Here is a 26,390-nt window from a genome sequence, read left to right on the forward strand (position 1 = left end):
GGTTCAGGCTAATTTTTATATCCACTTTTATAACCTTAAAAAATCCTGCTTCCATACAACTTATCCTTCATTTTTTGTGTCCTTGCATGCAGTGGCTTTTTCAAAATGATACCTAATATGAGCGTGATTATTAAAAAGATAATCAGGATAAAAATGTCCTTGCCAGCTACGCTCCATGTTATTCCCCCAACGGATTCACGAAGTAAACCCACAGCATAGGTGAATGGCAAGTAAGGGTTAATATGTTGAAAAAAGGGCGGTGTGACTTGAATGGGGAAAGTGCCGCCAGAACTTGATATTTGAAGGACCATCAAGACCACGCTTATCCCTTTTCCAACATTTCCAAGAACGGAAACGAAGGTGTAGACAATGAGTGTAAATACTGTACTTATCAGAACGGAAAATAGGATGTACTCAAACTTATCCGCTACATAAACACCGATAAAGATGATATTCCCAATGGAAACACTAAGAGCCTGCATTACCCCAATGATGAAAAAAATAAGATACCTCCCGATATAAATTTGATACGGGCTGTAAACTTTTTGAGAAACACCCACGCTAAGCATGGAAATCAATATTGTACCGCCGACCCAAAGGGAAAGGGCCGTAAAGAAAGGGGACATGGCGGATCCATAGTTCGGAATCGGAAAAAGACTGTGTTTATTGAGCAGCACCGGTTCTGAAAAAAATTCACTTTCTTTTTCAATATCATTTCTTAGGAAATCGATCACTTCTTCCATATCATAAGACTTATCGATTTCCCTCATTTTAGAAGCTAGAGCCTTTATTTTCGTTTCGATTTCCGGAAACTTATTCGTTAACTTATCGATATCCCCTGTACGTGTTTCCAATGTTCGATTGGTCTCATTCAACAGCGTCCTCACCTCAGGAAGAACCTTGGTTCCCTCCGCCATCGTAACCTGGACATTATTCAATATTGATTCCGTTTCGTTCCAGATTTCATTGAATTTTGGTCTTGTTTCCTTTGAATAACTTTCCTGGAAGCTTGTCAAAACTTGATCATTGTTCCCGCCAAGTTCGATAAGATTGCCATAGTCTCGGTCATTCAGCGCTTGAAGTTGGTTCGAAGTATTATCCCTTAATTCATCAACTAGCTGTATTTCTGGCTGAAGCAAGTTTTTCTCATTAAATTGATTGACTCTCACCAATAAATTATACATACTGTCCAAAAGGTACAACTCTTTATTTATCCTCGTTACCCCTTGTTCCACTAGCTGATTCGACTCATTGTCAGGCAAATCCTGACCCGTTAGCCGGTTTGCCAGTACTAAAACGGATTCATTATCGCTCCTGATGTTCGCGATATCATTTTTCAAGAGGGGAGCGATTCCTTCGAATGCCTGCCTTGTTGACTCTACATAACTAGAAACGTCCGATACCAATTTGTCCTTCTGGGACGTTATTCCTTCTATTGAATCCAATCCATCATTGACCTTCTTAATGATATCTTCAGCCTTTTTAACATGTGTTTGAACGGTTTTGATATTTTGTTCAAGCTCAGGCAGTTGCCCCTCTAATAAATACACCATATTCTTCATTTTTTGAATTGTCGGCAACTCATTTTGCAGGGTGACTCCCAGTTCATTAAATATCGCAAGGATACTCCCACTGGCCGATTTGATAAAGGTTTTGCTCACATTGTCCACAATGCTGTTCGCACCCGCTGCCGAAATTTTAGGAGCAATGGAATTGATTTTTTCATTCACATAGTAATCAATCTTCGCCTTTTTAGGGACATCGGTCATGATTGTCGCAATATGTTCGGAAAAGTTCTCCGGAATGATGATGGATGCATAATAATCCCCCTTTTCCACCTTAGCTTTCGCTTCTTTTTCCGAAGTGAATCTCCAGCCTAAATCCTTATTCTCCTTTAACCCCTCTACGACTTCCTTGCCTATGTTCACGGCTTCGCCATTTAACTCCGCACCTTTATCATTATTGGCAACGCCGACAAGAATTCCTTCCGTATTTGCATACGGGTCCCAAGATGCGACAATATTAAACCACGCATAAATGGAAGGGATGAACATGAGAAAAACTACTACGATACAAACAAAGAAATTTTTATAAATGCTTTTTAAATCGTCAATGAAAATTTCCCGAATATTTCTCAAAACATACCCCCGTACAGATGTATTTTGATACTATTATTCGAAGAAATTTCTTAATCGATACTAAGTAAACATATCCATCGATTTATAGAACCAAATAAAAAGAAGCAAGACAGTTTCCTGTCTTTTTCCTTTTTAAATTACAGAATAATGGGCTTGCTGTAAGAACATACTATTACGAACTGTCGTGATTTTTAAAAGGGAGAAATAGTCATGCAAGGATTTGTTGAAATCATCTTTCGACCCTTTATAGCTTTTATTTTATTATGGGTATTTGTCCATCTGCTCGGTAAACAGACGATTTCCCAAAGGACTTATCACCTTTATATCGCTTCAATTACGATGGGGACACTTGCAGGAAATCTAGCATTCAATATTAAAGTTAAATTCCTGTATCCTATCATTGCAATTATTATTATGGGTTCCATCGTTTTTATACTGAATCTTGTAGCGGTTCGAAATCCGCGCTTCGGAAAATGGATCGCTGGAGAACCTGTTGCCTTAATTCAAAAAGGAAAAATCCTCGAAGAGCCAATGCAGCGGATGGGGTATTCACTGGATTCTCTTAAACAGGCTTTGCGGGGAAAGGATATCTTCAATTTAGAAGAAGTGGAGTGTGCCATTTTAGAGATAAATGGCTCCCTCTCTGTATTAAAAAAAACACAATACCAAAATACCACCAAGCAGGATATAGCTTTAGTGGCCTCAGCTGGAACTGTACCGATAGAGATGATCTATGATGGGAAGATCTTATACGAAAATTTATCCAAACAAACCTACGATGATGAATGGTTAATGGCTGAGCTCAAAAAAAGAAACCTTTCTGTTTTTGACATTTCTTATGCTGTCGTAGGAACAAAAGGGAATTTGTATATTGATTTGATTAAGGATCAATCAAGGGAATAATCCATTGCCTTTCAGCGGGAATCATGATCAATTGTCGTTAAATATATCGCATTCGCGTAATTGGATGGCAGGAATAATAAAAGTGGTTTTTCCAGAAGAAAAAACCACTTTTTCACGACTATGGTGATTAACTCTTTTCAATCACGTTTATCAATTCCCTTAAATAATCCGGTAGATCAGGTGGACGCCTGCTTGATACAAGGTTACCATCTACGACGACGGGCTTATCTATCCAAGTCGCCCCTGCATTTTCCATATCATCTTTAATGCCCGGTGTACTCGTTACATTCTTCCCTTGTAAAATTTTAGCGGAGATCAATACCCAACCAGCATGACAAATTTGCCCGATGGTTTTTTTATTTTCTTCCATGCTTTGGATAAGTGATATCACTTCAGGAAACCGGCGAATTTTGTCAGGTGCCCATCCCCCCGGTACAAGTATGGCATCATATTCTTCAGCTTTAATACTGCCATACTCATAATCAGATATAGCTGGCACACCATATTTTCCTATATATGTTTCATTTGCCTTTTCTCCAGCGAGGTGAACAATCGCTCCTTCTTCTTTTAATCGTAAAATCGGATACCAGAGCTCTAAATCCTCAAATTCATGGTGCACAAGACTGATTACTTTCTTTCCTGCCAATCTCATGAAAATCTCTCCTTTTTTCGTTCTATTCCATTACTTCCCTTTATCTACTGCCTGTACACTTTACATGCGTTAACCGATGCATCAATATTTGTCTAAAAATCAACCTTCACCAAGTATAACCCAGCTGCCTCCGCCATAGGGCCCGTTTGGATTCTTTCTTTTGACTCTAAAATGCTTGGTATATTTCCAGCATCTATTTCACCCAACCCAACTTCTATCAACGTCCCGACAATCTTTCTAACCATATTATAAAGAAATCCATCGCCTCGAACTGTAATTTGGATGAATCCGGCATCTTCTTCTATATCTATGGAATATATTTCACGCACCATGGATTTTTTCTTAGACTTTGCATTTGAATAAGCCGTGAAATCATGTACACCTATAAAATGTTGACATGCTTTTTTCATTCTTGTGATATCCAGCTTTTTCTCTACATGCATACTGTATTTGCGCATGAAAGGATTTGTATATGGCTCGTTCCAGATCTTATACAAATAGGTTTTATCCTTAGCATTATAACGGGCATGAAAACGATCAGGAACTAGCCTGACCTCGACAATGCTGATGTCTCTTGGTAAATACCTATTCAAATAATTCATGATTTCAGCTTCAGTCAGATTTTCCCCAATCTTAAAATTGGCGATTTGAGCAAGGGCATGTACACCGGCATCCGTTCTGCTGCATCCGATGATCTCGATTTTCTCCCCCGCCATTTCCGTTAATACATTTTCTATTTTCCCTTGAATCGTATCATCACTATTACCAAGTCGTTGCCAGCCTTTATAGCGCCCGCCATCGTATTGAATGGTCAATTTATAATTGTTCATTGCTTCCTCCTTATTTTATTACTGTATAGTCAACTAAACAGAAAATTCTTGATAAAATACAAGCCCCCATACAACTCCTGCTGTATGAGGGAACAGATGGTCTTGTCTTAGAAACACATTTAAATTGTTAAGGTTTTGTATCATCATGCAATGAGTTTTGTCCCTTTATCCCCTTACTTCCACAAGTCTGCAGTGAATGCAGTAAAGGAGCACCCACCGCTTACAGGCCCTGATTTATGTAAAGATCATACATCTTATCTATGCCACTCGATAGTAAATCCCAACAATCAAAGTGAAATGCACTTCTGCATAGTTTATCAAAGTGGGTAACGTCATGCAACGAACGATTCAACATCACGCGCAGTTTTCTGTACAACTTTGTGCAATGCATAAACACACAGGAATATAAATGGAAATGAAAAATTAAAAAAGCCCCAGCCCCCTGTTATATCAAGGATTTGAGCCTTTGGCAGTTGATGACCTGTGAGAGATTCGAACCCACGACCCCAACCCTATCAATTTGTTTCATATAATAGACCGGCAATTTGTTTTAAATAAATGTAAAAAAATTGATATTCCAAGGTTTCTTGATATCAAATCAGTTAAAGAAAAAGGCTCAAAACAATAATTATGTTAGCACATATGTGAGCAAGATGGTGAGCAGGTGGCCTGCTACAAATTATCATGGTGACTAATCGTTTCATTTTCTTCCACTGACCAGTTAGGGAACAGGAGCTTCGATTTATTAATTGCTCAAATGACAACCAGTTGTATTTGAACTATAACGTAAATTACCTTTTCAAAAACCAAAGCAGTTGTATTTTATTTTCCTATATGGAAACCTCATAACAAAAAGACTTACCTTAAAGGTAAGCCTTTTATCGAATCATTACTTGATAAATCCATTGAGAAATTGATATAACTCTTCTAATTCACTTTCTTTTGCCACAATACAGTTAGGGTATTGTTTTATCTCTGCCACGCTGGATAATTTAAAATCATTAGGAGTAGGGAGTCCAAAAGCACAAATCATTAAATAGTCAGCAAAGTGAATTAACCCAGTCACTGCTGACGTTTTTATGGTCATTTGCCCCATTGCTCGCCCTGCAAGCAAACCCTTCATTGCACTTTTTCCACCTGTTCTTTCTATTACTATTCTACTTTCATCTATTATTACTTTTGTTCCTGATTTTAACTCAAAAGTTTTCATCTTCTCAACCTCCTACTTGTCCTTTTATATTACAACATCTTTGTATGGAAATGGCTTATATATGTCATTTTATTGAAAATGATCTTCAACTAACCTGCCCATATTTTTGAATAGGCTGTTTTCGCATACTTTGTTGCTATTTACCAAGTAAAGCGGTGTGGTTGATTTCCCTCTTCCTAACGCTACAATGTATATGATCGTATTAACAGAAACCGTCAATGTTATGCGTATAGATTTGGATGCTTGCAAGAAATTGTTATCGTTTAAATTCTTCAAGTTTGGTTGGTAAAAACATCGTAATTATGGTCTGCTGTATAAAAATTACTGCTATAAACAAATTTGAATGAACAGGTCATAATACTTATCTACGCAATCGTTTTCTGTAGCCCACTTCAAACAATAATTCTCTTTCCTCTTTATCTAGTATTTGTTGTTCATAAAACCTTTCTTCAGAAGTATGTTCAGTCCAGTGTATGTCTTTAGTCAAGTAATCGATATGCTTTTCCATGTTTTCTCTTAAAAATTGAGCACAACTTTGAACGTGATTTTCTACTTGTTTATTCATCAAGCTTGCTAAGACAACTCCTCTTTCTCTGGGTCTTGTATTATTGGATATCAGTTTAATCAATCAAAAGTCAGCTCCAGAGAGATTCTCCAAGGAGGCTTCTTTTTCTTGTTTTAGTTTAAAATCGGGTCTCCATTTTCTTAGAGTACATTATTTTATTAGCATTTTATCTAATTCACGAACTTTATCATATGACTCCAATAGTTGTTCAGGTACAAATGTTCTTCCATAATCCCAAGCATTAGTTTCTATTTCAGATTTTAGCTTTTCTTTTTCTTCTTCGTGACCATACATTAAAATCCTTAAATCATGTTTGTTTTTCTTAAAATCTAAATAATAACCAATCATACGATAAAGAATAATTTTAACAAAGTCTTCCTCTGTCTCTTTAATTCTAATTTTCCCTTTATAACCATTAACTTGAAGGTAATTGAATTTTATAGTATTGGTCGATACGTTATAACTCATAGGAGCGCTTAGGTTATTGTCAAATTCATGAATAATATCCAAATTGTGCTCGTTTAATGTGTTATTAATTATCTTTTCGATATCGCTTATATAAAGCATTTAACTATCACTTCCCTTTTAAAGACTTACTTCATTCTAGTAGTAGATTAAATTCTTCTTCCTTTATCAATATAATAAACTGTAGAGATATTAAAATCACACAGTTAAAAATTTCCGTGCATGGTATTTGGCCGTAAAGGTAACCCAACACATTATAGTAAAGTGGATTTTTCCGAAGAACATGATTATGTACCTTTTAAAGAAAATCCTAAAAGATGGTCTTCTTTTTAACCACCGAAAGGCTTTGCCTTGTCCTGTAATACGTTTAAATGCTGCTCAATCCGCCACCAATTGAGTAAATAATACAAAATGAACTAATTCTTTATAAACAAAAAGGCCCAAATCCTTGTTATATCAAGGATTTAAGCCTTTGTTAGTTGATGACCTGTGAGGGATTCGAACCCACGACCCCTTCCCTGTCAAGGAAGTGCTCTCCCACTGAGCTAACAAGTCAATATGTAAATCAAGCTCTTTAGAGCTGCTTTTAAACCGTAATTAGTTGCTGACTTCTTTACTGGACAAGATTTATTATATAGTGGTATTCAAAATAAAACAAGTAGTTTTGCTAAAAAAGTTTTTATCGTAAAGTGGCCTGGGAAGTTAATCCTTGAAAGTTGAAAGCTTGTAAGAATTCGTTCAATATTTAAACCATTACATCTTAATGAGTTCCCTATATCCATTATCTCCAGATTTTGTAAAGAAGCCCAATTGAGAAGGTATCTTTTCTTTGTAGTCCGATACTGTTGTTGTCTTTATTTTAGCCATAACACTGGGAGCTGACACTGAGTATGGTCATTGTTTTTATGAACTTGTTCAATAGAATTTACTATTTTTCCCGATAACCTTTTTTTGAACAAAGTCAAAGAAGAAAAGAAGCCAGCAGGATCTGACCCAAAAATTTCTCAGAATAGAATCCAACTACCCATTTATGAGGAGAATTCTAGGCTCCTACATATAAGATTTTCTCAACTTTAATTAACAAATATGATGTCTATGTGCTCAATCTAAGATTTAAGCAAAGAAAAGACAGGAAAAGATCTTTACATAGGAGAGGGGAATCTAGCAGCTTGAAAGTTGGTTAAAGGTGCCTCTGCTAAAATTTCTCCGTTTGCGCCTGCGCTAAATATTACTTGTACCCGATCTCCTGCTTGTAACTGAAGGATTGTAGTAACCGATAGTCCAATAGGTCTTGATTTTTTTCCAAAGAAGTCATTAACAATATCCATATCATCTCCGTTTACGTTAATTGAAATGGAGGCGGCATATCCTTCTTTTGAAGAAGGTATTTTTTGTCTTTTGAAGAATGACTTTTTTTGCAATACGCATTTGCAACTATCTTTTTTGTTTTTTGAGGAATTATCACTTTTTCTTTTTGACGGACAAAATGAGACTTTTGCGGTTGGTTATCTCATAAATTCCATTCTCAGTAACTTCTCATCTCGTAAGCTTTATTAACTTGAAATCGTTAATTTTATGTGGAGTGAAAAACGACCAGCCTTCCCCGTCAATGAAGTGATCTCCCACTGAGCTAACTTGTCGTATGTAATGACTAATTGGGAAGGAAATATTTTATCTCAACACAAAAAAAGAACTAACGTTCCCTTTTCACTTGCATACAAAACGTATGTTCGCATATAATGATAGCAAGCAAGTCAGCAAAGGAGTGACAGGGAATGAAATATATACTTCGTAAACATATGGAAGAAAATGCTCCATTGGAGATAATTTATCTCTCCGAACAAGGTAAGATTACGCAGCGGAAAATTCAAGTGCTTGAGGTTTATCCAGGCCATATTCACGCATTCTGTTTTCTAAGGCAGACAAAACGGACATTTAAAGTAGCCAATATCCTTTCTGCCCGCATCATTAAGACCAGGTTTGACAGGTCTGGATGAAGATTGTTAATCATGGTTCAACCTATTAACTCTTCCTCTTCCTGGATGTCCTTTTCCTGTTCAGTTAACGATTCTTCTTCATCCCTCAGACGATGAGCTAACCTTGAGGCGGCACTCGCGGCAATGCTTGCAACGATATCATCCAGGAAGGTATGCACGATTCCTTCTTGCTTCTTATCGAGTTCGTGTATGACGCCTATTTTATTTTTATCCAAATGGCCAAAGGTCGTTACAGCAATGCTTCCGTATCCGAGTACTGCACCAAAGGCTATCGTTTCATCCACACCGAATAGCCCTTCATCAGACTCAACAATCGATTGCAGGGGTTCTGATAGCTTTTTTTGCTCTGCCAGTTTATCCAGCTCGACACCGACTAAAATGGCATGTTGAATTTCCCTTTTCAACAGGACACGCTCAACGCTGTGGATGCATTCCTCCAGCTTAAGATCAGCTTTATACGGGATCTGCAATTCATAAACGATTTTTGCAATTGACTCTACGCTGACACCACGCTCCAATAATGTTCGTTTAGCTGCCTTTGTTACTTCCCTGCTGTGTACATGTACATCTGCCATTTTATTCGCCACCTTTTTTGTATTATTTTTCTATATCCTTGTATTATAGCACCTTATAATTTAAATTTTTAGAAAATATAACGAAAATTTTATATTCTAAATTCTTGTCACGGGAAAAAGTCGCAAGGCTATGCTAAAATAATCAAGTAAGTTGTTTTTCATTATTATTTATCATTGAGGTGCGGGAAAATGAGTTTACGCAAAGGCACAATTAAAGAGTACATGTTTAAAAGCGAAGCTTTAGCTGAAGAATTGGAACTGCTTGTTTACTTGCCTGCTAATTTTTCGCCATTGTATAAATATTCGCTTGTGATTGCTCAGGATGGCCGTGATTATTTTCAAATGGGCCGAATTGGTCGGGTAGCAGATGAACTGTTAGGGAACGATGAGATCGAGAATATCATCATTGTCGGCATTCCCTATAAGGACCGCTTTGACCGCAGGCGCAAATATCATCCGGACGGGGAACAGCACATTGCATACATACGTTTTCTTGCCCATGAACTTGTCCCGTTTTTAGATGATGAATTCCCAACCTATCAAATGGGACATGGTCGAACTTTGATCGGTGACTCTCTTGGCGGTACAGTTTCTTTATTGGCCGCTTTGCAATACCCGCATACATTCGGGAAATGCATCATGCAGTCGCCACTTGCCAATGAAGCAGTAATGGACGCTGTACGTAATTTTGAGGATCCGCATCTCCTCGAACTTTATCATGTGATCGGGACCGGTGAAACAGCTGTTCCGACGACGGAGGGCAACAAGGCAAACTTCATAGAACCAAATAGGGAATTGCATAAATTAATAAACCAAAAAGGATTTCCTTGCTTCTATGAAGAATTTGAAGGTAATCATACTTGGAAATACTGGCAGGCAGATTTAAAACGAGCACTATTGGAAATGTTCTAATTTACTCGAAATCATCTCTTTGAGATGGTTTCAAGTAAAAACATGTCCAACTATAATACAACAATAAAAAAATATCAGGAGGTTTTATTATGAAATATGGTGTTGCAATTTTCCCTTCAAAAAAACTTCAAGATTTAGCTAACTCCTATCGCAAACGGTATGATACGAAATATGCTTTCATACCACCGCATCTGACGCTTAAACCAACGTTCGAAGCGACTGACATGGAAATTTCAACAATCGCGGAACAATTAAAAGGCATTGCTCAAAAGTGCAGCCCTTTTACGATGAGCGTTACGAAAACGAAGTCTTTCCAACCCGTAAGCAATACTATTTATTTCAAAGTGGAATTATCCGAAGGGCTTCAAGAGCTTCATGATGCACTTAACAATGAGGACTTCATAAAAAGTGAAAGTGAATATGCATTTGTCCCGCATATTACCATAGCTCAAGATTTATCGGATAATGAGCATTCTGATGTTTTAGGCCAATTAAGCATGCTTGACATCAGCCATGAAGAAGAGGTTAAACGAGTTCACTTGCTGTATCAACTTGAAGATGGGGCATGGACCGTTTATGAAACATTTAGATTAGGAGCTGAATGATTTCGTGTTTGTAAAAATCGCAGAGAACAGCCAAGAGCTTGAAAATGCATATTTGATTCGAAAAAAAGTGTTCGTCCAAGAACAAAACGTCCCTCTTGAAGAAGAGATCGATGAATATGAAAAAGAGTCCACACATTTCGTTTTATATGATGAGCAGCATCAGCCAATTGGTGCCGGCCGCTTCAGGGTCATTGATAACATCGGTAAAGTACAGCGCATTTGTGTACTATCCTCGGGCCGTAGGAATGGTGCCGGCGCCATGATCATGAATGCCATCGAGGAATACGCCATCCAGCAGGAAGTGCCTCAATTGAAGCTTGATTCCCAGGTGCATGCTATCCCTTTCTATTCAAAATTAGGGTATGAGATCGTTTCCGACGAATTCATGGATGCTGGCATTCCCCATAAAACGATGAAGAAAACCATTTTACGATAAAAAAAGCTGTCCTTTCAGTCTTCTGATTGGACAGCTTTTTTGTTCGTCCATGGACTTATATATAATTTTATAAAAAAAAACATTTGCGTTCAATGGCAATCTCCGCAAAAATACATATTCTATATATAGAAAGCAAGAAGGAGGGAAAATTTTATGGGTAACAATGATTTTAATCTGGAGGAGTCTCAAAAAAGACTGATGGAACTGCTGGTTTCGAGGACTATGAGAAAATATGGCTTCAAAAAGGAAAAAGTCGATCTAACTGAGAGAGAGAAAAACAACCTTAAAGAAACCATTCGTCATTTACAAGAGCAATCACAAAAAATCATTAACCAAGAAAAGAACATCACGGAACATGATGTTAATCCAGTTACAAATTCCATTCACAATAAATTCACGGATTCCAAAAATAAATGACGCACCATTATCACCCTACTTGCTGGCGAGAAATAAGTAAACCGAGACATAGCAGCACATACATTTCATTCCTAAAGCTCCAGCTTCTTTATTATTCATCCCCCACACACTAATACTTTCTCTAAGTATTTAAAAAATAGACGAATTAACTGATTTATTCGTCCAACCCGATTAATCATCAAAGCATATTTTAATAGGGAATAAAACCTAAGGAGGAAAAAACAACATGAACCAAAATGTATATCGTAGCAATTGTAACACTCATGATGATTCTGAAAGATCATGGTCGGCTCTAGATTCCGCTTCCAGACATCCCCTGACAGGATTCTGTAACGATGAGGAAACACAGATTGACCAAGAGGCAAAACAGGATAATAATCAAGTGCAGCTTTCTGAAGAACTTATTTACATTAAAGATTCTTGTAATGTAAATGTCACTTCAACGGATGTTAAAGCGGCCCTTTCTCTACAAACTGCCCTACAAGCTGCTATCGCGGTCATCGTAAGCATTTCCATTTCAGATTCTGATAATGCTGATAGGATCACTCAAGAATTAATCCAATCTTCTAATGTTCAACAAATCACGCGCCAAAAAACAATTGTTGAAAACAGCCGTGATATCGACATTACAACCACTGATGCACAAGTCGCTTTAAACATCCAACTATTACTGCAACTATTGTTAGCTCTAATCGTGGAAATTGACATTCTTTAAAAAAAATCAATACAAAAAGGACACTTCACGTGTCCTCTTTTGTCTTTCATGGAGAAACTAGACACATTTGTTGATAAACCTTCCTTTTCCTGTCATTCCGGCCGTAAAATCTTCACTTGCCTTCATGCCCACTTGATCTTTATATGTACCTGCTCCATATGTACTTACCCGATTATTATCTTGAATTTGTAGTAATCCTCCAATGCTTTCCCTTTCCCTTTCCAACATCTGATCAAAACGGATAGGTTGAATGGGTGCCGTTCCTTTAACAATTCTTACTTTCTCTGCAGCTTCGACAGTCCGGTTAGCATATTGAATATAATCAAATTGTGTGACAGGTGCTATGTATCCCATAGTAATCCCTCCTTATATTAAAATAGTTATGTTGTCATTCAATTACCCATCCGGAACCATAATTTAAACATGATTTCCGCATTCTTTTTTCCTAATCTTCTGGTATGATGAGTATTGCCGATATTTTTAATAGATTAGAGGTATCCATTTATATGAATCAAGCAAAATCTGGCAATGAAATCGTACATTTACATACCGTTTCAGCTGGTGAGCTGCAGACACTTTTTGAAAAAGGAAAACGTGATCAGCTTTCTTGTATCATTTGTCATAAACCAGTGAAATTATTTATTGGAATCCATGAGACACCTTATTTTTATCATAGTGACCCGTCGCAGGGACCCTGTGAAATACCCATTTCAGAACAGATGAACGAGGACAAGCCATTAGAATATATGGAACAGAATGGATTTAGGATTCCAACATCACGAACCATTACGGAAACGAAAACCATTACAGAACCTTTCCTTAAAAGCCGTCCCATAACCGGCAATCCGAAATTTTCAGATAAACCATTTGGTCTTTCACAATCAGAGGAACCATACTTTCAAGAATTATCCTCATCAGGGGTTGTACTCGATGCAGAGCAACTCAAGGCGGTAATGACGATCGATGGTCCAATTCTCGTCCTTTCAGGAGCAGGCAGCGGGAAAACCCGCGTATTGACGGTACGCACTGCCTATATGCTTACAGTGAAAAAAATTGATCCAAAAAGTATCATGCTTGTAACATTTACGGCAAAATCCGCAAAGGAAATGCAGCAGCGTCTGCTCGGCTATCCCTATATGACGCCTTCCCTTGTTTCTCAAATCGTTAGCGGGACCTTTCATAGCATCTTTTATAAAATCCTCATTTTCCATGAACCAGCTAAATGGCAGCGCGATTTTCTATTGAAGTGGGAATGGGAAAAAGAAAAGGTATTGAAACAAGCTGGAAGGGAATTGGAACTTGATGATAAGGAATTTGCATATGATCAAGCCCTTCAGCAAATCGGACTTTGGAAAAACTCTTTGGCCTTTCCAGAAGATATTCACCCTAAGGACGATTGGGAGAAATCATGTTTATTTTTATATAAGAAATATGAAGAATATAAAAAGCAAACAGGGAAGTATGATTTTGATGATATGCTTGTAGGCTGTTATGTATTTTTAAAAAATCACCCGGATTTTTTAAAGAAATATCAGCAAAGGTTTAACTATTTTTTGGTAGATGAATTTCAGGATATCAATAAAGTTCAATATGAATTGATAAAACTCCTCTCTGCTGAATCAAAAAATGTATGTGCAGTTGGAGATGATGATCAATCCATCTATTCATTCCGAGGAAGCGATCCGAAGTATATTTTGAATTTCAATCATGATTTCCCTCAATCCCAAGTTGTGAAGCTGACGGAGAATTACCGCTCCTCCCATGAAATTGTCGCTACAGCGAACCGATTGATCAAGCGCAACCAGAACCGGATGGAAAAAAAGATGAGGGCACAGCATGATTCAGGAAACCCTCCTGTTTTATTTTATCCTTATGATGAGGAATTGGAAGCAACGATGATCGTATCCGATATCCAAGAAAAAATATCCAAGGGAGCAAACCCTGGGGACTTTGCAGTATTGTACAGGACACATACGATGTCCAGGGCCATTTTTGAACGGCTAGCCGCTTCCAACCTGCCATTCGTCATTGAAAAGGATGCGGATTCGTTTTATCAGCGCAAGGTCATCCGCGGCATGCTTGCCTTTATGCGCTTGAGTTTGTTTCCTCATGACAGCAAGGCAGCATCAGATGTCCTTTCCTCCTTATTCTTAAAGCAAAGTATATTACAGGAGTTAAAAGCAATGACAATATTGCAGGATTGTGATTTTATCGATGCATTTGCTTTTGTTAAGACAGGACATGCTTTTCAAGAACGAAAATTAAAAACGATTCCAGGACAGATCCGCTCTTTAAAAATTATGTCTCCACTCGTAGCTTTAGAAATCATCGAGAAAGATTTAGGATACCAGGAATATGTAAAAAAACGCGGGAATGATGCGAACCTGGAAAAAGGATCCGATGACATCCGTGACTTAAAGGTGGCAGCAAATCGTTTTCCCACCGTCGCCGCTTTCCTTGAACATGTCGATCATATGACTGCGATGGTGCAAGAGATTAAACAGCTATCGAAACATTTTAAGGATGCTATACAGCTTACCACCATACACCGTTCCAAAGGGCTTGAATATAACACGGTTTATGTTCTTGCTGCTGTCGATGGCAGCATTCCTCATGATTTCGCACTTGAATCTTACCGTAAAGGGGAACTATCCCCTCTTGAAGAGGAAAGACGATTGCTCTATGTAGCGGCAACCAGGGCTAAAAAGGACCTTTACCTTTCCATCCTGCAAACTAGACGCGGACGGGCCGCCCATCCATCACGTTTTTTGAAGCTTTGACCAAAAGCTGATGCTCTCCATCTTGGGAAATGGAAGGATAAAACAAGATGGTCTTATATTTTAGATTTTCACTGTTTTATGAAACCCTTACTAAAATAAGCAATTTGCGATACTCCTGCCGAAAAACGAACTTGTCGGAACACTGCTAGATGCTTATGGCGAGGAGTTTGGCAGGCAGTCGGCAAATTTCTGGAAGCAACTGCAACTTTTTTTAAAAAAACTGAAGGCCTGCATGATAGCAGGCCTTTTTTCACTTTTTATTTATCATATTAGAAATAGTACCGAAATCCAGTTTATTCCCTTCAGCTACGATGGAATGGACGATTTTATCTTCCATTTCCTTATTGACCGGTTTGTTCGCTATTTTTGAAACACGCTTAATGACATTTCTAACAGTTGTTTCATCTTTGAAATTGGCTCCTTGCAGCGAGTTTGCCAATTCTAATACATCTTTCATATTTACGCCCGTTTTACCTTCTATGTTCTTGAAAAAGTTATTATCCATACCTAAGCCCCTCCCTTTTCTGTACCTATCCTATGGCATTATCAGAAAAATGGTGCTAGGTCCAAACAAAAAAAGAATAGGCTTCTTCTGCCTATTCCTTTTACCTTAGCAGCAGAAAGAAGCCCCTACAATGATCAATAGAATAAACAATACAACGATTATCGCAAAAGTGGAACCGCCACCGTAGCCATAACCGCCGCCGTAGCCATAACCGCCGCCGCCACAACAACCGTAGCCACCAAAACCAAACATACATATCACCTCGCTCTCGCTAAAGCTTACTGATAACATATGTAGGTCTGGACAAATATGTATAGGCCATGTCCTAGTCCAGGCTGCCTATTTCCGCTTATTCATCCTTTTGGCCTGAAAACCAAAGCTCCGATGAATCCAAAGACGATTGCAGCAGAGATACCGGAACTCGTAATTTCAAACATACCTGTCAGTACGCCAACGAGCCCATGTTTTTCCGATTCTATCATCGCCCCGTTCACCAGCGAGTTGCCAAATGAAACGATCGGTACGGTCGCTCCAGCACCGGCAAAGTCAATTAGAGGCGCATATAATTCAAATCCGCCAAGAACAGCTCCTATTACAACGAACAAGCTTAACGTATGTGCCGGTGTCAGCTTAGCAACATCGAAAAGAAGCTGGCCGACGACACAGATCAAGCCACCGATGACAAAGGCCCAAAAAAACATTGCTAACATCCAAATCTCTCCTTTTTCATGAATTCATCCCATATTCAATGGCCACCGCATGGGCAATGCACGGAATCGTATCTTTTTGCTGGACGGAAAGTGGTGACAATAATGCTCCTGTTGCGACAAGCAGGATTTTTTTATATTTGCCAGAAATCATCTCATTTAATATATGACCGTATAAAACCACTGCCGAACATCCCGCACCGCTCCCGCCAGCCAAAACAGGCTGATCCTTTTTAAAAATCATCAATCCGCAATCCTTGAATTTTTCCTGATTGATGTCACAGCCCTTTTGCTTTAATAAGTCAATCGCTGTCTTCCACCCAATTTGCCCTAAATCACCAGTAATGATGAAATCATAATCATCCGGGGTCAAACCAGTATCTTTGAAATGGGCAAGTATCGTATCGACGGCCGCCGGGGCCATCGCTCCCCCCATATTGAAAGGATCTTTCAATCCCATGTCAATGACCTTCCCGATAGTGGCCGAGACAATGTGGGGAAATTCGCCTTGCTTGCTTCCATCAGGAGCAACCAGCGCCACCCCCGCTCCTGTTATCGTCCATTGAGCTGTAGGTGGTTTTTGCCCTCCATATTCAGTTGGATAGCGAAATTGTTTTTCTACAGCTGCATTGTGGCTCGAGGCACCTGTCAACACATAGTTAGCCCCGCCATAATTAGTGATAAAGGCAGCTAGAGCAAGCCCTTCCATTGAAGTGGAACAGGCTCCAAACAAGCCAAAATATGGAATCCCATTAGTTCTGGCTGCAAAGCTTGTAGGTGTAACCTGATTGATTAAATCACCCGCCAAAAAAAATTGTACCTGTTCCTTGTTGATCTTACCTTTTTCCAATGCAAGCTCAACCGCTTTTTCCATCAAATGTCGATGTGCCTTCTCATATGATTCCTGCTCCATCCACAAATCGCCGTATAGGATATCGAAATCACCCGCGATTTCTCCATTTGCTTCAAATGGCCCGCCTGTTACCCCTGTTTCCAAGATGACCGGTTTATTGGTAAACATCCATGTTTGTTCTCCCTTTAACACCGCTTAGCCCCCACTCATTTGATAAATTGTTTTTATCAACGCCACGACAAAGGCTGAAAATACTCCAAATAAAATGACAGATCCGGCCAATTTAAACATATTGGATCCAACACCAAGTACAAAACCTTCCGTCCGATGTTCGATTGCTGCAGAAATGACTGCGTTACCGAATCCTGTAACAGGGACGGCACTTCCTGCTCCACCGAACTGGCCAATGCGATCATAAAATCCGAAACCGGTCATCAATAGGGCCAGGAACACCATGGTGGCAGTTGTAGGACCACCGGCTGTCTGTTCCGTAAAGTTGAAAAAGTAAATATAGAAGTAGGAAATGGCTTGTCCGACCATGCAGAAAATGCCACCTACTAAAAAGGCTTTCAAACAATTCCTCACTATTGGTCTTTTAATTTCATGCTTCCCTTGGAGCTCTTGATACGCATTCTGCTGTGGGGTCGTTTTCTCTTTGCCACTCATAGCTGAACCTCTCTTCTAAGTTAATTCTTTTTGAAGTTCTTCAATTTCCTTGAACTTCTTCCTTGCCTTTTTCTCGGGTACATCTTTTTCTTTGAGTAACTCGTTCAATCTTACAGATTCCAAAAAGATTTTATAATCGCTCGATACGATAAAATCATTTTCGGGAAACTTCTCTTCCAGATTTTTAGTCACGGTCTTTTCAATCTTCTTCATATGAAAACGTTGCAGATGCTTAACTTTATAAGCGACGATAATCTTTTTTTCGTTTTTCACGACGATTACGTCATAGATGGAGTCTTCATTAGCAACTGTTTCCTTGACCTTTGAGATCAGTCCCTTTTCATCCTTCCCATCCATTCCATTAATGATATCCATCGGTTCAGGATTCGTACGCTTAATCATTGCTAAATTCTCCGTTTTTCCATCATTATGATTGCTGCATCCAGTAAGCACATACAAAACAACCATAAAAACCAGCAAGCTGCCCTTAAAATATCTTCCTTGTCTGAACATAGATTCACATCCTAATTTTTCGTTCTATTGTTATTTTCTTGTTTAACTGTTTTTTTATGAATGGTAGGATTAGGAAATAAAAAAACCTTTCCGAAATGGAAAGGTTTATTCAATCAATAGCCTTTATTTTTATTGTTATTATTACAGCCACAGTCTTTCTTGATTTTGACCGGTTGATCTTTTTTAATCGGTTTTGCATAAGCCCATGGATTCTGTTTCTGATTCAATTTATGACTCCTCCTTTAAGTTCTATACCATACTATATGAACGAAGAGACAAGTTGTTTCCAATCAAATGTCCATAAATTTGCTGATTATAACCTCAATGATTGCGCCTACTGCTGCTACGGCAAGGATAAATGTCAATACGTCGCCAATAAACCAATGTTGGATATAAAGGAAAACCAGAAAAAGGCTAACCCAGACACCCACGCACCAAAAACAGCTTAGCAATTGTCCAATCCAGCCAAGCAGGCCCTTCTCCTTGGGCATTAAAAATATTTCCACATCCCCTTCTTCATTTTTTTCCTCAATCTCTTTAAAAAAGGGGCGGCGCAGCGGCTCCATGATTTTATCGAAAACAATCAAACGTGTCAGCCTGAAGGAAGCCAATCCTAATATTATAAATAAGGTAAATTCATTTTGTGGGGGAAACATTTAATATTGCTCCTTCACTTAGGTACTTCAATTATTTTGGCATCGATGATATCCGGCAGGTCCACGAAACGAATATGCTTCCCTCTTTTAATCTTCACTGATTCCCCCTTCATTCCCAACACATGAAACTGAATCGTTTTTCCGTTTACAATAGCCTCACATAATGGCTTTGGAAAACCTTGATGATTGGATAGGCGGGAAATGATGTCGCGGGAAGATTCTTTCTTCTCCACCTTTTTCCTTTTTCTCTTAACTGGTTTTTCGTTTTCTGGTTCTATTTGTTCAGGATGTTCCATTTGTTCAACCGGAGTTTGCTCAGGTGCATATTGTTCGGTGATTTTTCTTAATCCCGTAATCTCTTTTTCAATTTCCATCATGGCATCATAAACACCGAATTCCCGTTTGACTTTTTCGATTTTTTCTTCATTTTGCTCGGTTTCCTGTAGTTCGGGTTCAGGCTCAACGCTGTCTTGAGGTGTAGCTTTTTTCGTTCGAAAATCACTTTGCATATTCCCACGCTGATCTGATATTTTTGCTTGATCGACATATAAAAGTGGTTTGGATTCCTTATCGCCATTTTTCTCTGACATGAAAACCCTCCTTAATATTTCAGGATATCCACAGACTGCAGCTGCTCCATATGGTATTGGACAACTTTTTTCCCGAATTTATGCCTTATGAACAAACTGGACTCATTTTTTTGTTCCAATTTCCCAAACAGTGTACGGTCATTGATGATGAACTTACAAACAGGTTTAGGTGCAAAGGCTGGAAGCCGGGACAACAGCTCCACCAATTCCTCTGCAGTATATGAAGTGCTGATATTTTTTTCAGTCAAATCAATATTTCTCTTCAGCGGATTGTGTATGGTTTGTTTTCCAAAGGCACTAGGCATACCAACTTTCTTCACGTCCATGATTCCCCTCCTTCTTTTTCACGAATAGGGTTGAAAGCAGGTTTTTGCCGATTCTCGCAAATAATGAATATCCTCTATGTATCATTTATATGAGATTCGCCCTCCTTTATGCTGAAGATGTGCCGCTCCCTAAAAAAAGGACATCAACTTATCTTGGATATGTTGGGGATTAATGGAGAAAACTAAAGCTATCGAGTTATTAAAGGAGTATATGAAGATGAAAAAAAGTGGAAAGATTTCAACCGTACAACTATCTTTAATCATGATGACGGCTGTCGGCTTGAAAAATCATGTAACGATCCTTCCTCATTTGTTACAGGCGGCCAAAAGGGATGCGTGGATTTCTGTTCTACTTGCTCTTGGCCTGATTTTGATTTGGTGTTTTCTCTTATTCTATATCCATAAAGCCACAGGCCAGACAAATATATTTGTCTGGGTGGAAAAAAATATCGGGAAGGTAACAGGCAGGATTTTATCCTTTACCATGAGTCTCTTTTTCGCTTTTTTGGCTGCGGTTTCATTAAAAGAGATGGTTGTATGGACAAATATTTCCTATTTGCCCATAACTCCTTCGATATATGAAATCATCTTATTTACTGGTTTATGCTTTTTCCTTGCCTCAACAAACATACAAACGATCGCTATTACAAATACATTTGTATTGATGGCCGTCCTTGTGTTTGGCTTTTTTGTTGCAATCACGAACATACAATTTAAAGATTATTCACTTTTGAAACCCATCCTTGAAAATGGATGGTCCCCTGTCTTTGCAGGTATTATTTATCCCTTGTCTGGCCTTATCGAATTGATTGTCATACTTTTAATGCAGCAAAAAGTCCATGGAAAACTAAAATTCAAGGTTTTTGCTATAAATTCCATCATCCTTACATGGCTTATTCTTGGGCCGCTTATTGGCTCCATTGTAGAATTCGGCCCAGTCGAAGCCGCAAGGCAAAAGTTTCCTGCCTTTGAGCAGTGGGGATTAGTCACATTAGGGAGATTCATTGAGCATCTTGATTTCTTGTCGATTTATCAATGGTTAACAGGAGCCTTTATTCGTGTTTCCTTTTTCCTATTTTTATCACTCGAAGTACTATCCATTAAAAAGAAGCGAAACAAAATCATATTGCTCCTAACCTATTCTATTTTCCTTATCATTTCTACTTCATTTAGCTTCAGCGATGTTGTTCTATATTCCTTTATAAAAACATTTGTTTTGCCGATTACCTTATTTTTCTTTTTAGCCGTTTCCATCCTTTTAAGTTTATTTGTTTTGTTTAGTAATCGAAGAAAAAGGGGGTCCACATCCGATGTTCAAAAAAAAGAACCGACAAGCATCCAGTCCGAATAGGAAACTGGAAAAACCGGATAAACTCATGATAAACAATGAATCCGATTTAAAAGAAATTTTTCAAAACTCAGGAGATGTTTTTTTTCAAACCAGTGTATATCGTGATGAATCACCGATAAAAATTACAGTAATTGGATGTGAAGGACTTGTCGATACTGAATTATTAAATAATCTCGTATTTGAAAGGCTAACATTATTTTTCGAAAAATATCCAAGAGGGAAAATAACAATTAACGAAATAAAAGCTTCACTTTATCTTCCACAACTTACTGAAGTGAATACAAAGGAGAATTTGTTCGCAGATATCTACTCCGGAAGATTGTTACTTTACATAGAAGAATTCGGTTTTTTGTTATCTGTAAACATAGCAAATCGCCCTCAACGTAATCCAGAGGAAACAACGTCAGAAGTAACGATAAAAGGACCGAGAGATAATTTTATTGAAGATTTGTCCATCAATGTGGCTTTAATCAGGAAGAGAATGCGTACAAATTCTTTAAGCGTTAAATACTTCGAGGTGGGCAGGAGAACTTTGGCTAAAGTCGCTGTTTTATATATGGAGGACATATCTAATCCTGATATGGTTCAAGAAATATCTCGGAAAATTGAAGCAATTGATGTGGATGGGATATATGGAGGCAATCAATTTATGGGATTGATTGAAGAGCAACCTGCGATACTTTTTCCAAGGCATGACTATTCGGGAAAACCGGATTTTGCCGTACAATGCCTGTTAAAAGGAAGGGTTTTAATTTTAATTGATGGTGTTGCCTACACAATGATTACACCCATTAACCTCTTCATTGTCTTAAAAACATCCGAAGATAATGAATACACGTCCATTTACGCTTCATTTGAAAGGGTGCTTCGATTATTCGGCATTTTTATTGCTGCTCTATTACCAGGTTTTTGGGTCGCTTTAACCACCTTTCATCAAGACCAGCTCCCGCTGATATTACTGGCCACAGTAGTGGAATCAAGAAGGGGTCTGCCACTTCCCACCTCACTTGAAGCCATTACGATGGTCATCGTCTTTGAAATATTCAAAGAAGCCGGGATGCGATTACCTACATCGATTGGTCCAACATTAAGTGTATTGGGCGCTTTAATTATTGGGGATGCTGCGATCCGTTCCGGTTTAACAAGTCCTGCCATGCTTGTTGTGATTGCAGGCTCAGCTGTAGCTACTTTTACACTCGTCAATCAATCGATCATTGGGGTCATTAGCTTAATTAGGCTGGTTGCTATTATTTCCGCCTCTCTTTTAGGTCTTTTCTCATTCATCCTTTTAGCGCTATTTCTCTGTGCGTATGTGAGTAATATACGAATATTAGGTGTTCCCTATATGGAAGTAACTGCTAACTTAAGTTGGTCCAATATTGCAAAAACACTTTTTAGGGTTCCTTCCGCTTTGAATAAAAAACGCCCTTCTATCTTTTCTTCTAAAGACCCCACGAGGAAAGGCGATGATGGAAAAAAATGAGGTACAGATTCATTCTAATACTATTAAGTGTTTCCTTTCTCTCTGGTTGCTGGGATTCAAATGAACCTGAACGACTTGTTTATGCAAATGGATTGGGGATCGATTATAAAGACGGAAAGGTCGTCGCTCACCTTCAAATCATTAATCTGCAAGGGCTGGCAAAATCCGAATCAGGTGGAGATCCCAGTACCCTAAACGCTGCAGATGTCGGAAGTGCTACTGGAGATACTCTCGATGAAGCCTTGTTTAATTTATATCATACGTCAGATCGGCGTATTTATTGGGGACATCTTTCTTTTGTTATTTTATCGGAAGAAGCCATTAAAACTGGAAACTTCAAATATACGCTTGATTTATTGGACCGTTATCGCGAAACACGCTACCGAATTTACTTTTTTATGACTAAGGGTGCGGTTAAAGATGCCATGCTTATTTCCCCTATCGAAAACATTTCCTTGGCTTTTTCAAAATTAAGCGATCCAAAGGGGAACTATAATCAAAGCTCTTTTATCCCACCGATAAATTTAAGAGAGATTCTCATTGAGCTGGACGAACCTGCTTATTACGTTTCAATTCCCCAACTAAAGATTACGGAGCAATGGACCGGGCAGAAAGAAAAAAAGAAGGCTTTATTAATGGATAACATCGCTGTTATTTCAGAAAATAAAATAATGGCCATTCTGCCTAAAAAGGTGATGAATGGTGCAAGATTAGTGAACAAACATTTTGTTCGTGATAACGTTACCCTTTTCTCTGGAACGGAAAGGGAAACATCAATTATTGTGTTCGAAAAGAAGGCTAAGATAACACCTATCGTAGAAAAAAACGGAAAAGTTCGTTTTCATATAAAAATGAAGATTAAAGCAAGTGTTGACATGTTGAAAAATGGCATAACACACAAAGAATATGAAGAAGAATTAATACGCTCTATCAAGAAAGAAATAAATTACACATATCAATATACACAAAAAAGAGGGCTGGACCTGTTTAGGTTATCGAAAACACTTTATCGAGAGGATATTAAAACTTGGAGAAAAATCGAAACAGGAGGAAGGATCCCTTTAGATGAAGATTCGATTAAGTCGATTAAAATCGATGTAATTCTTCAAGATACCGGAAAACAAACATTAACACCAATCTTTGATGGACAGGATGATAACAGTTCAAAAAATTAAAAAGGGGACCTTAAAGAGTCCCCTTTTATCATCCAATTATATGATAACCGGAGTCCACATGGATATTTTCCCCGGTAATTCCGCGGGACATGTCACTTAATAAAAATACTGCCGTATCCCCTACTTCTTCCGGAGTCGTTGTACGACGGAGCGGTGCTTCTTCCTCAATCTTCTTTAAAATTGTATTGAAGTCACGGACACCTTTAGCGGATAAGGTACGGATTGGACCGGCCGAAATTGCATTCACTCGGATGTTATCTTTACCAAGATCACTTGACAGGTAACGGACATTGGCTTCCAGCGAGGCCTTAGCCACTCCCATTACATTATAATTTGGCATGACCCGTTCACCGCCAAGATACGTCATTGTGACGATGCTGCCGCCTTCAGTCATGATTTCCTTCGCCGCTTTAGCTACAGCCGTCAAAGAGAATGAACTGATATTATGGGCAAGCAAGAACCCTTCACGGCTCGTGTTGACGAACTCACCGTCCAGCTCTTCCTTGTTAGCAAATGCGACACTGTGTACCACGCCATGAATGATACCTGTTTCTTCCTTAATCGCCGCAAAACATTCATCAATGCTTTCATCCTTCGTTACATCACATTGTAAAATGGTGGAAGGCTCTCCTTCCAATGTAGAAGATAGTTCCTTAACGCTTTTTTCCGTACGGTCTTTTCCGTAAGTGAAGATCAGCTTTGCACCTGCTTTATGTAAGGAACGGGCAACTCCCCATGCAATACTTCTTTTATTCGCAACACCCATTATGACAAACGTTTTTCCTTCTAATGAAAAAGTCATTGTATGTGACCTCCTATTTTTAATACAAGTTATTAGTACCTGCTACTAATGATAGTATATCAAAATTCCTTTGATAAAAACACCGTTTTCTAAAGTCCTGAGGGAATGGCCCTCCAAAGAGGGCCTACTTTGACTTATAGTAGATAGCCCATTAATAATGTTGCTAATCCGAAATAAATAAGAATACTGATAAGGTCGTTGATTGTTGTAATGAAAGGACCTGAAGCTACCGCTGGGTCGATTTTCATTTTATGCATGAGAAGCGGGACGATTGAACCAGCAAGTGTGGCAACGATCAGAGTTATGAAAATGGAAATACCAACCAACAACCCCAGCATTAAATCATCTTGCCAAAAATATACAATGAAAATGATGGCAATTCCGCATGTCAGGCCAATAATAAGGCCAGTTCCAGCCTCTCGAAGGACCAGTTTCCACTTGCTTTCCTGTTCTAATTCACCTGTTGCGATTCCTCTCACCGCTACTGCCAAGGCTTGTGTTCCTGTATTTCCAGCCATGCCGCCAATCAATGGAATAAATACAGCAAGAATCGCTTTTTGGCTTAGTGTCTCTTCGAATCGGCCGATCAAACTTGCAGTCAGCAAGCCTAAAAACAAAAGGATGACCAACCATGGCAGCCGTTTTTTTGCAGCGGAAAATGGACTCTTATCAACATGATCAAGATCAGAGATACCTGCCAGTTTAGAATAGTCATCGGATGCCTCTTCATCCATGACGTCAATGATATCATCAACGGTTATAATCCCTAATAAATGGTTTTGGAAATCGACGACCGGCACGGCAAGGAAGTTATAGTCCCTTATTTTTCGTGCCACCTCTTCCTGGTCTTCAGATACAGGGACGGAAACTACCCTGTCATCCATTAAATCACCGATTAAAGCATCTTCATCAGCAATGATCAATGTCCTGAGCGATAAAACACCAAGCAGCTTCTTATCCTGATCGGTAACGAACACATAATAAATCGTTTCCGCTTCCGGAGCTTCCCTTTTCAAGATCTGCATGGCTGATCGGGCGGTTTCATTTGCTTCAATGGCAATGAATTCTGTCGTCATGATACTACCCGCTGTAGATTCCTCATAGTTCAGAAGCTCCTGGATTTCACTTGCCGCTTCATCATCCATGATGGTCAAATAGCTGACGGCCTGCTCATCATTGATTTCATTCAGGACGTCAGCCGCATCATCCGCATACATATGGGAAAGCATATCCGCTGCATAAGAAGGATTCATTTCAGCCAACAGGCTTTCGTAATCCTCTTCATCAATTTCTATATTTTCAAAAAGGTCCGCCATTTCTTCCGGTGACAAATATGTGTAAACGACGGATCTTAATTCATCTGACAAGCTTGTATAAAATTGAGCCTGATCATATGGATGCATTTCAAGGAACTCAGTACGGAACCGATCTAGACTTTCCGTTTTAAGCGCTTCAAGCAAAAGCTCGTTATTCATTTGACTATTCTCCCGCTCCCGGTCCTTCATCTCCTCCATAACCATACACCTCCTAAAACATATTTTTTCATTTCCTCGTTTATATTTT

Annotated in this window: 31 protein-coding genes and 1 tRNA gene; 11 read left to right on the top strand and 21 right to left on the bottom strand. The window is 38.7% G+C overall.

Going from position 1 to position 26,390, the window contains the following annotated elements; all coding sequences use genetic code 11:
* Nucleotides 1–35 precede the first annotated feature (35 nt).
* The gene (locus tag ACFRAK_RS13640) at nt 36–2,138 is read right to left on the bottom strand and encodes a YhgE/Pip family protein (RefSeq protein WP_394571877.1); all 2,103 of its coding nucleotides are present in this window, start codon (nt 2,136–2,138) and stop codon (nt 36–38) included.
* 210 nt (nt 2,139–2,348) lie between these two features.
* On the opposite strand from ACFRAK_RS13640, the gene ACFRAK_RS13645 reads away from it, so the two are divergent.
* On the top strand, nt 2,349–3,041 hold the full coding sequence (locus ACFRAK_RS13645; protein WP_387596152.1) for a DUF421 domain-containing protein: 693 nt from the start codon (nt 2,349–2,351) through the stop codon (nt 3,039–3,041).
* 127 nt (nt 3,042–3,168) lie between these two features.
* Here ACFRAK_RS13645 and ACFRAK_RS13650 read toward each other — a convergent pair whose 3' ends face one another.
* From ACFRAK_RS13650 to ACFRAK_RS13680, 7 genes are all read right to left on the bottom strand, one after another.
* A complete protein-coding gene (locus ACFRAK_RS13650; protein WP_387596155.1) occupies nt 3,169–3,693 on the bottom strand; it encodes a type 1 glutamine amidotransferase domain-containing protein in 525 nt (174 codons plus the stop codon).
* 92 nt (nt 3,694–3,785) lie between these two features.
* Entirely contained in the window at nt 3,786–4,523 is a 738-nt protein-coding gene (gene truA, locus ACFRAK_RS13655; protein ID WP_387596158.1) for a tRNA pseudouridine(38-40) synthase TruA, read from the bottom strand.
* An 889-nt stretch (nt 4,524–5,412) separates the two neighbouring features.
* Nucleotides 5,413–5,733, bottom strand: coding sequence for a hypothetical protein (locus tag ACFRAK_RS13660; RefSeq protein WP_192203754.1), 321 nt, complete (start codon nt 5,731–5,733; stop codon nt 5,413–5,415).
* A gap of 361 nt (nt 5,734–6,094) precedes the next feature.
* Entirely contained in the window at nt 6,095–6,361 is a 267-nt protein-coding gene (locus ACFRAK_RS13665) for a hypothetical protein (protein WP_394571878.1), read from the bottom strand.
* 87 nt (nt 6,362–6,448) lie between these two features.
* Nucleotides 6,449–6,865: a hypothetical protein gene (locus ACFRAK_RS13670; RefSeq protein WP_394571879.1), complete on the bottom strand. Its 417-nt coding sequence runs from the start codon at nt 6,863–6,865 to the stop codon at nt 6,449–6,451.
* A gap of 381 nt (nt 6,866–7,246) precedes the next feature.
* A tRNA-Val gene (locus tag ACFRAK_RS13675) sits at nt 7,247–7,318 on the bottom strand.
* Between the two features lie 587 nt (nt 7,319–7,905).
* Nucleotides 7,906–8,184 carry a hypothetical protein gene (locus tag ACFRAK_RS13680; RefSeq protein ID WP_394571880.1) on the bottom strand — a complete coding sequence of 93 codons (279 nt, stop codon included), beginning with the start codon at nt 8,182–8,184 and terminating at the stop codon, nt 7,906–7,908.
* 354 nt (nt 8,185–8,538) lie between these two features.
* Between ACFRAK_RS13680 and ACFRAK_RS13685 the strand changes: the two genes are divergently transcribed.
* On the top strand, nt 8,539–8,760 hold the full coding sequence (locus tag ACFRAK_RS13685; RefSeq protein WP_260284032.1) for a hypothetical protein: 222 nt from the start codon (nt 8,539–8,541) through the stop codon (nt 8,758–8,760).
* Nucleotides 8,761–8,777: 17 nt separating this feature from the next.
* On the opposite strand, the gene ACFRAK_RS13690 is transcribed toward ACFRAK_RS13685, so the two are convergent.
* Nucleotides 8,778–9,335, bottom strand: a complete 558-nt coding sequence (locus tag ACFRAK_RS13690) for a phosphatidylglycerophosphatase A family protein (protein ID WP_387596170.1) — start codon at nt 9,333–9,335, stop codon at nt 8,778–8,780.
* A 189-nt stretch (nt 9,336–9,524) separates the two neighbouring features.
* Here ACFRAK_RS13690 and ACFRAK_RS13695 point away from each other — a divergent pair, with 189 nt between their 5' ends.
* The 5 genes from ACFRAK_RS13695 (at nt 9,525) to ACFRAK_RS13715 (ending at nt 12,420) form a co-directional block, all read left to right on the top strand.
* Nucleotides 9,525–10,247: an alpha/beta hydrolase gene (locus tag ACFRAK_RS13695; protein WP_260284031.1), complete on the top strand. Its 723-nt coding sequence runs from the start codon at nt 9,525–9,527 to the stop codon at nt 10,245–10,247.
* Between the two features lie 89 nt (nt 10,248–10,336).
* A complete protein-coding gene (locus ACFRAK_RS13700) occupies nt 10,337–10,852 on the top strand; it encodes a YjcG family protein (RefSeq protein WP_192203739.1) in 516 nt (171 codons plus the stop codon).
* Between the two features lie 4 nt (nt 10,853–10,856).
* The gene (locus ACFRAK_RS13705) at nt 10,857–11,288 is read left to right on the top strand and encodes a GNAT family N-acetyltransferase (protein ID WP_387596174.1); all 432 of its coding nucleotides are present in this window, start codon (nt 10,857–10,859) and stop codon (nt 11,286–11,288) included.
* 153 nt (nt 11,289–11,441) lie between these two features.
* A complete protein-coding gene (locus ACFRAK_RS13710; protein WP_260284029.1) occupies nt 11,442–11,705 on the top strand; it encodes a hypothetical protein in 264 nt (87 codons plus the stop codon).
* A gap of 226 nt (nt 11,706–11,931) precedes the next feature.
* Complete coding sequence (locus ACFRAK_RS13715) at nt 11,932–12,420, top strand: spore coat protein (RefSeq protein WP_387596177.1); 489 nt, start codon at nt 11,932–11,934, stop codon at nt 12,418–12,420.
* A gap of 57 nt (nt 12,421–12,477) precedes the next feature.
* Here ACFRAK_RS13715 and ACFRAK_RS13720 read toward each other — a convergent pair whose 3' ends face one another.
* Nucleotides 12,478–12,774, bottom strand: coding sequence for a hypothetical protein (locus ACFRAK_RS13720; RefSeq protein WP_387596180.1), 297 nt, complete (start codon nt 12,772–12,774; stop codon nt 12,478–12,480).
* A 152-nt stretch (nt 12,775–12,926) separates the two neighbouring features.
* On the opposite strand from ACFRAK_RS13720, the gene ACFRAK_RS13725 reads away from it, so the two are divergent.
* The gene (locus tag ACFRAK_RS13725) at nt 12,927–15,200 is read left to right on the top strand and encodes an ATP-dependent helicase (RefSeq protein ID WP_387596183.1); all 2,274 of its coding nucleotides are present in this window, start codon (nt 12,927–12,929) and stop codon (nt 15,198–15,200) included.
* A 250-nt stretch (nt 15,201–15,450) separates the two neighbouring features.
* Here ACFRAK_RS13725 and spoVIF read toward each other — a convergent pair whose 3' ends face one another.
* The 9 genes from spoVIF to ACFRAK_RS13770 all read right to left on the bottom strand — a co-directional run bounded on the left by spoVIF (nt 15,451) and on the right by ACFRAK_RS13770 (nt 20,016).
* Nucleotides 15,451–15,705 carry a sporulation-specific transcription regulator SpoVIF gene (gene spoVIF, locus ACFRAK_RS13730; protein ID WP_260284023.1) on the bottom strand — a complete coding sequence of 85 codons (255 nt, stop codon included), beginning with the start codon at nt 15,703–15,705 and terminating at the stop codon, nt 15,451–15,453.
* A 105-nt stretch (nt 15,706–15,810) separates the two neighbouring features.
* Entirely contained in the window at nt 15,811–15,957 is a 147-nt protein-coding gene (locus tag ACFRAK_RS13735; RefSeq protein WP_260284326.1) for a YjcZ family sporulation protein, read from the bottom strand.
* Nucleotides 15,958–16,058: 101 nt separating this feature from the next.
* Nucleotides 16,059–16,415, bottom strand: a complete 357-nt coding sequence (gene spoVAE / locus ACFRAK_RS13740; protein ID WP_387596187.1) for a stage V sporulation protein AE — start codon at nt 16,413–16,415, stop codon at nt 16,059–16,061.
* Nucleotides 16,416–16,431: 16 nt separating this feature from the next.
* Complete coding sequence (spoVAD, locus tag ACFRAK_RS13745; RefSeq protein WP_387596190.1) at nt 16,432–17,457, bottom strand: stage V sporulation protein AD; 1,026 nt, start codon at nt 17,455–17,457, stop codon at nt 16,432–16,434.
* A 3-nt stretch (nt 17,458–17,460) separates the two neighbouring features.
* The gene (gene spoVAC, locus ACFRAK_RS13750) at nt 17,461–17,931 is read right to left on the bottom strand and encodes a stage V sporulation protein AC (protein ID WP_387596193.1); all 471 of its coding nucleotides are present in this window, start codon (nt 17,929–17,931) and stop codon (nt 17,461–17,463) included.
* Between the two features lie 15 nt (nt 17,932–17,946).
* Nucleotides 17,947–18,444: a YhcN/YlaJ family sporulation lipoprotein gene (locus tag ACFRAK_RS13755; RefSeq protein WP_387596196.1), complete on the bottom strand. Its 498-nt coding sequence runs from the start codon at nt 18,442–18,444 to the stop codon at nt 17,947–17,949.
* A 290-nt stretch (nt 18,445–18,734) separates the two neighbouring features.
* The gene (locus ACFRAK_RS13760) at nt 18,735–19,100 is read right to left on the bottom strand and encodes a DUF1360 domain-containing protein (RefSeq protein ID WP_260284018.1); all 366 of its coding nucleotides are present in this window, start codon (nt 19,098–19,100) and stop codon (nt 18,735–18,737) included.
* 14 nt (nt 19,101–19,114) lie between these two features.
* Nucleotides 19,115–19,690: a hypothetical protein gene (locus ACFRAK_RS13765; RefSeq protein ID WP_387596200.1), complete on the bottom strand. Its 576-nt coding sequence runs from the start codon at nt 19,688–19,690 to the stop codon at nt 19,115–19,117.
* A gap of 11 nt (nt 19,691–19,701) precedes the next feature.
* Complete coding sequence (locus ACFRAK_RS13770) at nt 19,702–20,016, bottom strand: hypothetical protein (RefSeq protein ID WP_387596202.1); 315 nt, start codon at nt 20,014–20,016, stop codon at nt 19,702–19,704.
* A gap of 217 nt (nt 20,017–20,233) precedes the next feature.
* Here ACFRAK_RS13770 and ACFRAK_RS13775 point away from each other — a divergent pair, with 217 nt between their 5' ends.
* From ACFRAK_RS13775 to ACFRAK_RS13785, 3 genes are read left to right on the top strand one after another with little or no spacing between them, the layout of a single operon-like run.
* Nucleotides 20,234–21,367 (top strand): GerAB/ArcD/ProY family transporter, encoded by a 1,134-nt coding sequence (locus tag ACFRAK_RS13775; protein ID WP_394571881.1) that lies wholly within the window; start codon nt 20,234–20,236, stop codon nt 21,365–21,367.
* Complete coding sequence (locus tag ACFRAK_RS13780; RefSeq protein ID WP_387596208.1) at nt 21,327–22,850, top strand: spore germination protein; 1,524 nt, start codon at nt 21,327–21,329, stop codon at nt 22,848–22,850. The genes ACFRAK_RS13775 and ACFRAK_RS13780 overlap by 41 nt, the downstream gene beginning before the upstream one ends.
* On the top strand, nt 22,847–24,025 hold the full coding sequence (locus ACFRAK_RS13785) for a Ger(x)C family spore germination protein (RefSeq protein WP_387596211.1): 1,179 nt from the start codon (nt 22,847–22,849) through the stop codon (nt 24,023–24,025). Before ACFRAK_RS13780 ends, ACFRAK_RS13785 begins: the two co-directional genes overlap by 4 nt.
* Before the next feature lie 28 nt (nt 24,026–24,053).
* On the opposite strand, the gene fabI is transcribed toward ACFRAK_RS13785, so the two are convergent.
* Nucleotides 24,054–24,827 carry an enoyl-ACP reductase FabI gene (fabI, locus tag ACFRAK_RS13790; protein ID WP_260284012.1) on the bottom strand — a complete coding sequence of 258 codons (774 nt, stop codon included), beginning with the start codon at nt 24,825–24,827 and terminating at the stop codon, nt 24,054–24,056.
* Between the two features lie 134 nt (nt 24,828–24,961).
* Nucleotides 24,962–26,332 (bottom strand): magnesium transporter, encoded by a 1,371-nt coding sequence (gene mgtE / locus ACFRAK_RS13795; RefSeq protein WP_394571907.1) that lies wholly within the window; start codon nt 26,330–26,332, stop codon nt 24,962–24,964.
* Between the last annotated feature and the right edge of the window lie 58 nt (nt 26,333–26,390).

This window comes from Peribacillus sp. NPDC056705, assembly GCF_043656335.1.

What these genes read in the sequence shown, in the direction of transcription:
- ACFRAK_RS13645 (WP_387596152.1), top strand. Translation starts at nt 2,349, where the DNA reads ATGCAAGGATTTGTTGAAATCATCTTTCGACCCTTTATAGCTTTTATT.
- ACFRAK_RS13650 (WP_387596155.1), bottom strand. Translation starts at nt 3,693, where the DNA reads ATGAGATTGGCAGGAAAGAAAGTAATCAGTCTTGTGCACCATGAATTT.
- truA (WP_387596158.1), bottom strand. Translation starts at nt 4,523, where the DNA reads ATGAACAATTATAAATTGACCATTCAATACGATGGCGGGCGCTATAAA.
- ACFRAK_RS13660 (WP_192203754.1), bottom strand. Translation starts at nt 5,733, where the DNA reads ATGAAAACTTTTGAGTTAAAATCAGGAACAAAAGTAATAATAGATGAA.
- ACFRAK_RS13670 (WP_394571879.1), bottom strand. Translation starts at nt 6,865, where the DNA reads ATGCTTTATATAAGCGATATCGAAAAGATAATTAATAACACATTAAAC.
- ACFRAK_RS13685 (WP_260284032.1), top strand. Translation starts at nt 8,539, where the DNA reads ATGAAATATATACTTCGTAAACATATGGAAGAAAATGCTCCATTGGAG.
- ACFRAK_RS13690 (WP_387596170.1), bottom strand. Translation starts at nt 9,335, where the DNA reads ATGGCAGATGTACATGTACACAGCAGGGAAGTAACAAAGGCAGCTAAA.
- ACFRAK_RS13695 (WP_260284031.1), top strand. Translation starts at nt 9,525, where the DNA reads ATGAGTTTACGCAAAGGCACAATTAAAGAGTACATGTTTAAAAGCGAA.
- ACFRAK_RS13700 (WP_192203739.1), top strand. Translation starts at nt 10,337, where the DNA reads ATGAAATATGGTGTTGCAATTTTCCCTTCAAAAAAACTTCAAGATTTA.
- ACFRAK_RS13710 (WP_260284029.1), top strand. Translation starts at nt 11,442, where the DNA reads ATGGGTAACAATGATTTTAATCTGGAGGAGTCTCAAAAAAGACTGATG.
- ACFRAK_RS13715 (WP_387596177.1), top strand. Translation starts at nt 11,932, where the DNA reads ATGAACCAAAATGTATATCGTAGCAATTGTAACACTCATGATGATTCT.
- ACFRAK_RS13720 (WP_387596180.1), bottom strand. Translation starts at nt 12,774, where the DNA reads ATGGGATACATAGCACCTGTCACACAATTTGATTATATTCAATATGCT.
- ACFRAK_RS13725 (WP_387596183.1), top strand. Translation starts at nt 12,927, where the DNA reads ATGAATCAAGCAAAATCTGGCAATGAAATCGTACATTTACATACCGTT.
- spoVIF (WP_260284023.1), bottom strand. Translation starts at nt 15,705, where the DNA reads ATGGATAATAACTTTTTCAAGAACATAGAAGGTAAAACGGGCGTAAAT.
- ACFRAK_RS13735 (WP_260284326.1), bottom strand. Translation starts at nt 15,957, where the DNA reads ATGTTTGGTTTTGGTGGCTACGGTTGTTGTGGCGGCGGCGGTTATGGC.
- spoVAE (WP_387596187.1), bottom strand. Translation starts at nt 16,415, where the DNA reads ATGTTAGCAATGTTTTTTTGGGCCTTTGTCATCGGTGGCTTGATCTGT.
- spoVAC (WP_387596193.1), bottom strand. Translation starts at nt 17,931, where the DNA reads ATGAGTGGCAAAGAGAAAACGACCCCACAGCAGAATGCGTATCAAGAG.
- ACFRAK_RS13755 (WP_387596196.1), bottom strand. Translation starts at nt 18,444, where the DNA reads ATGTTCAGACAAGGAAGATATTTTAAGGGCAGCTTGCTGGTTTTTATG.
- ACFRAK_RS13760 (WP_260284018.1), bottom strand. Translation starts at nt 19,100, where the DNA reads ATGTTTCCCCCACAAAATGAATTTACCTTATTTATAATATTAGGATTG.
- ACFRAK_RS13765 (WP_387596200.1), bottom strand. Translation starts at nt 19,690, where the DNA reads ATGTCAGAGAAAAATGGCGATAAGGAATCCAAACCACTTTTATATGTC.
- ACFRAK_RS13770 (WP_387596202.1), bottom strand. Translation starts at nt 20,016, where the DNA reads ATGGACGTGAAGAAAGTTGGTATGCCTAGTGCCTTTGGAAAACAAACC.
- ACFRAK_RS13775 (WP_394571881.1), top strand. Translation starts at nt 20,234, where the DNA reads ATGAAAAAAAGTGGAAAGATTTCAACCGTACAACTATCTTTAATCATG.
- ACFRAK_RS13780 (WP_387596208.1), top strand. Translation starts at nt 21,327, where the DNA reads ATGTTCAAAAAAAAGAACCGACAAGCATCCAGTCCGAATAGGAAACTG.
- ACFRAK_RS13785 (WP_387596211.1), top strand. Translation starts at nt 22,847, where the DNA reads ATGAGGTACAGATTCATTCTAATACTATTAAGTGTTTCCTTTCTCTCT.
- fabI (WP_260284012.1), bottom strand. Translation starts at nt 24,827, where the DNA reads ATGACTTTTTCATTAGAAGGAAAAACGTTTGTCATAATGGGTGTTGCG.
- mgtE (WP_394571907.1), bottom strand. Translation starts at nt 26,332, where the DNA reads ATGAAGGACCGGGAGCGGGAGAATAGTCAAATGAATAACGAGCTTTTG.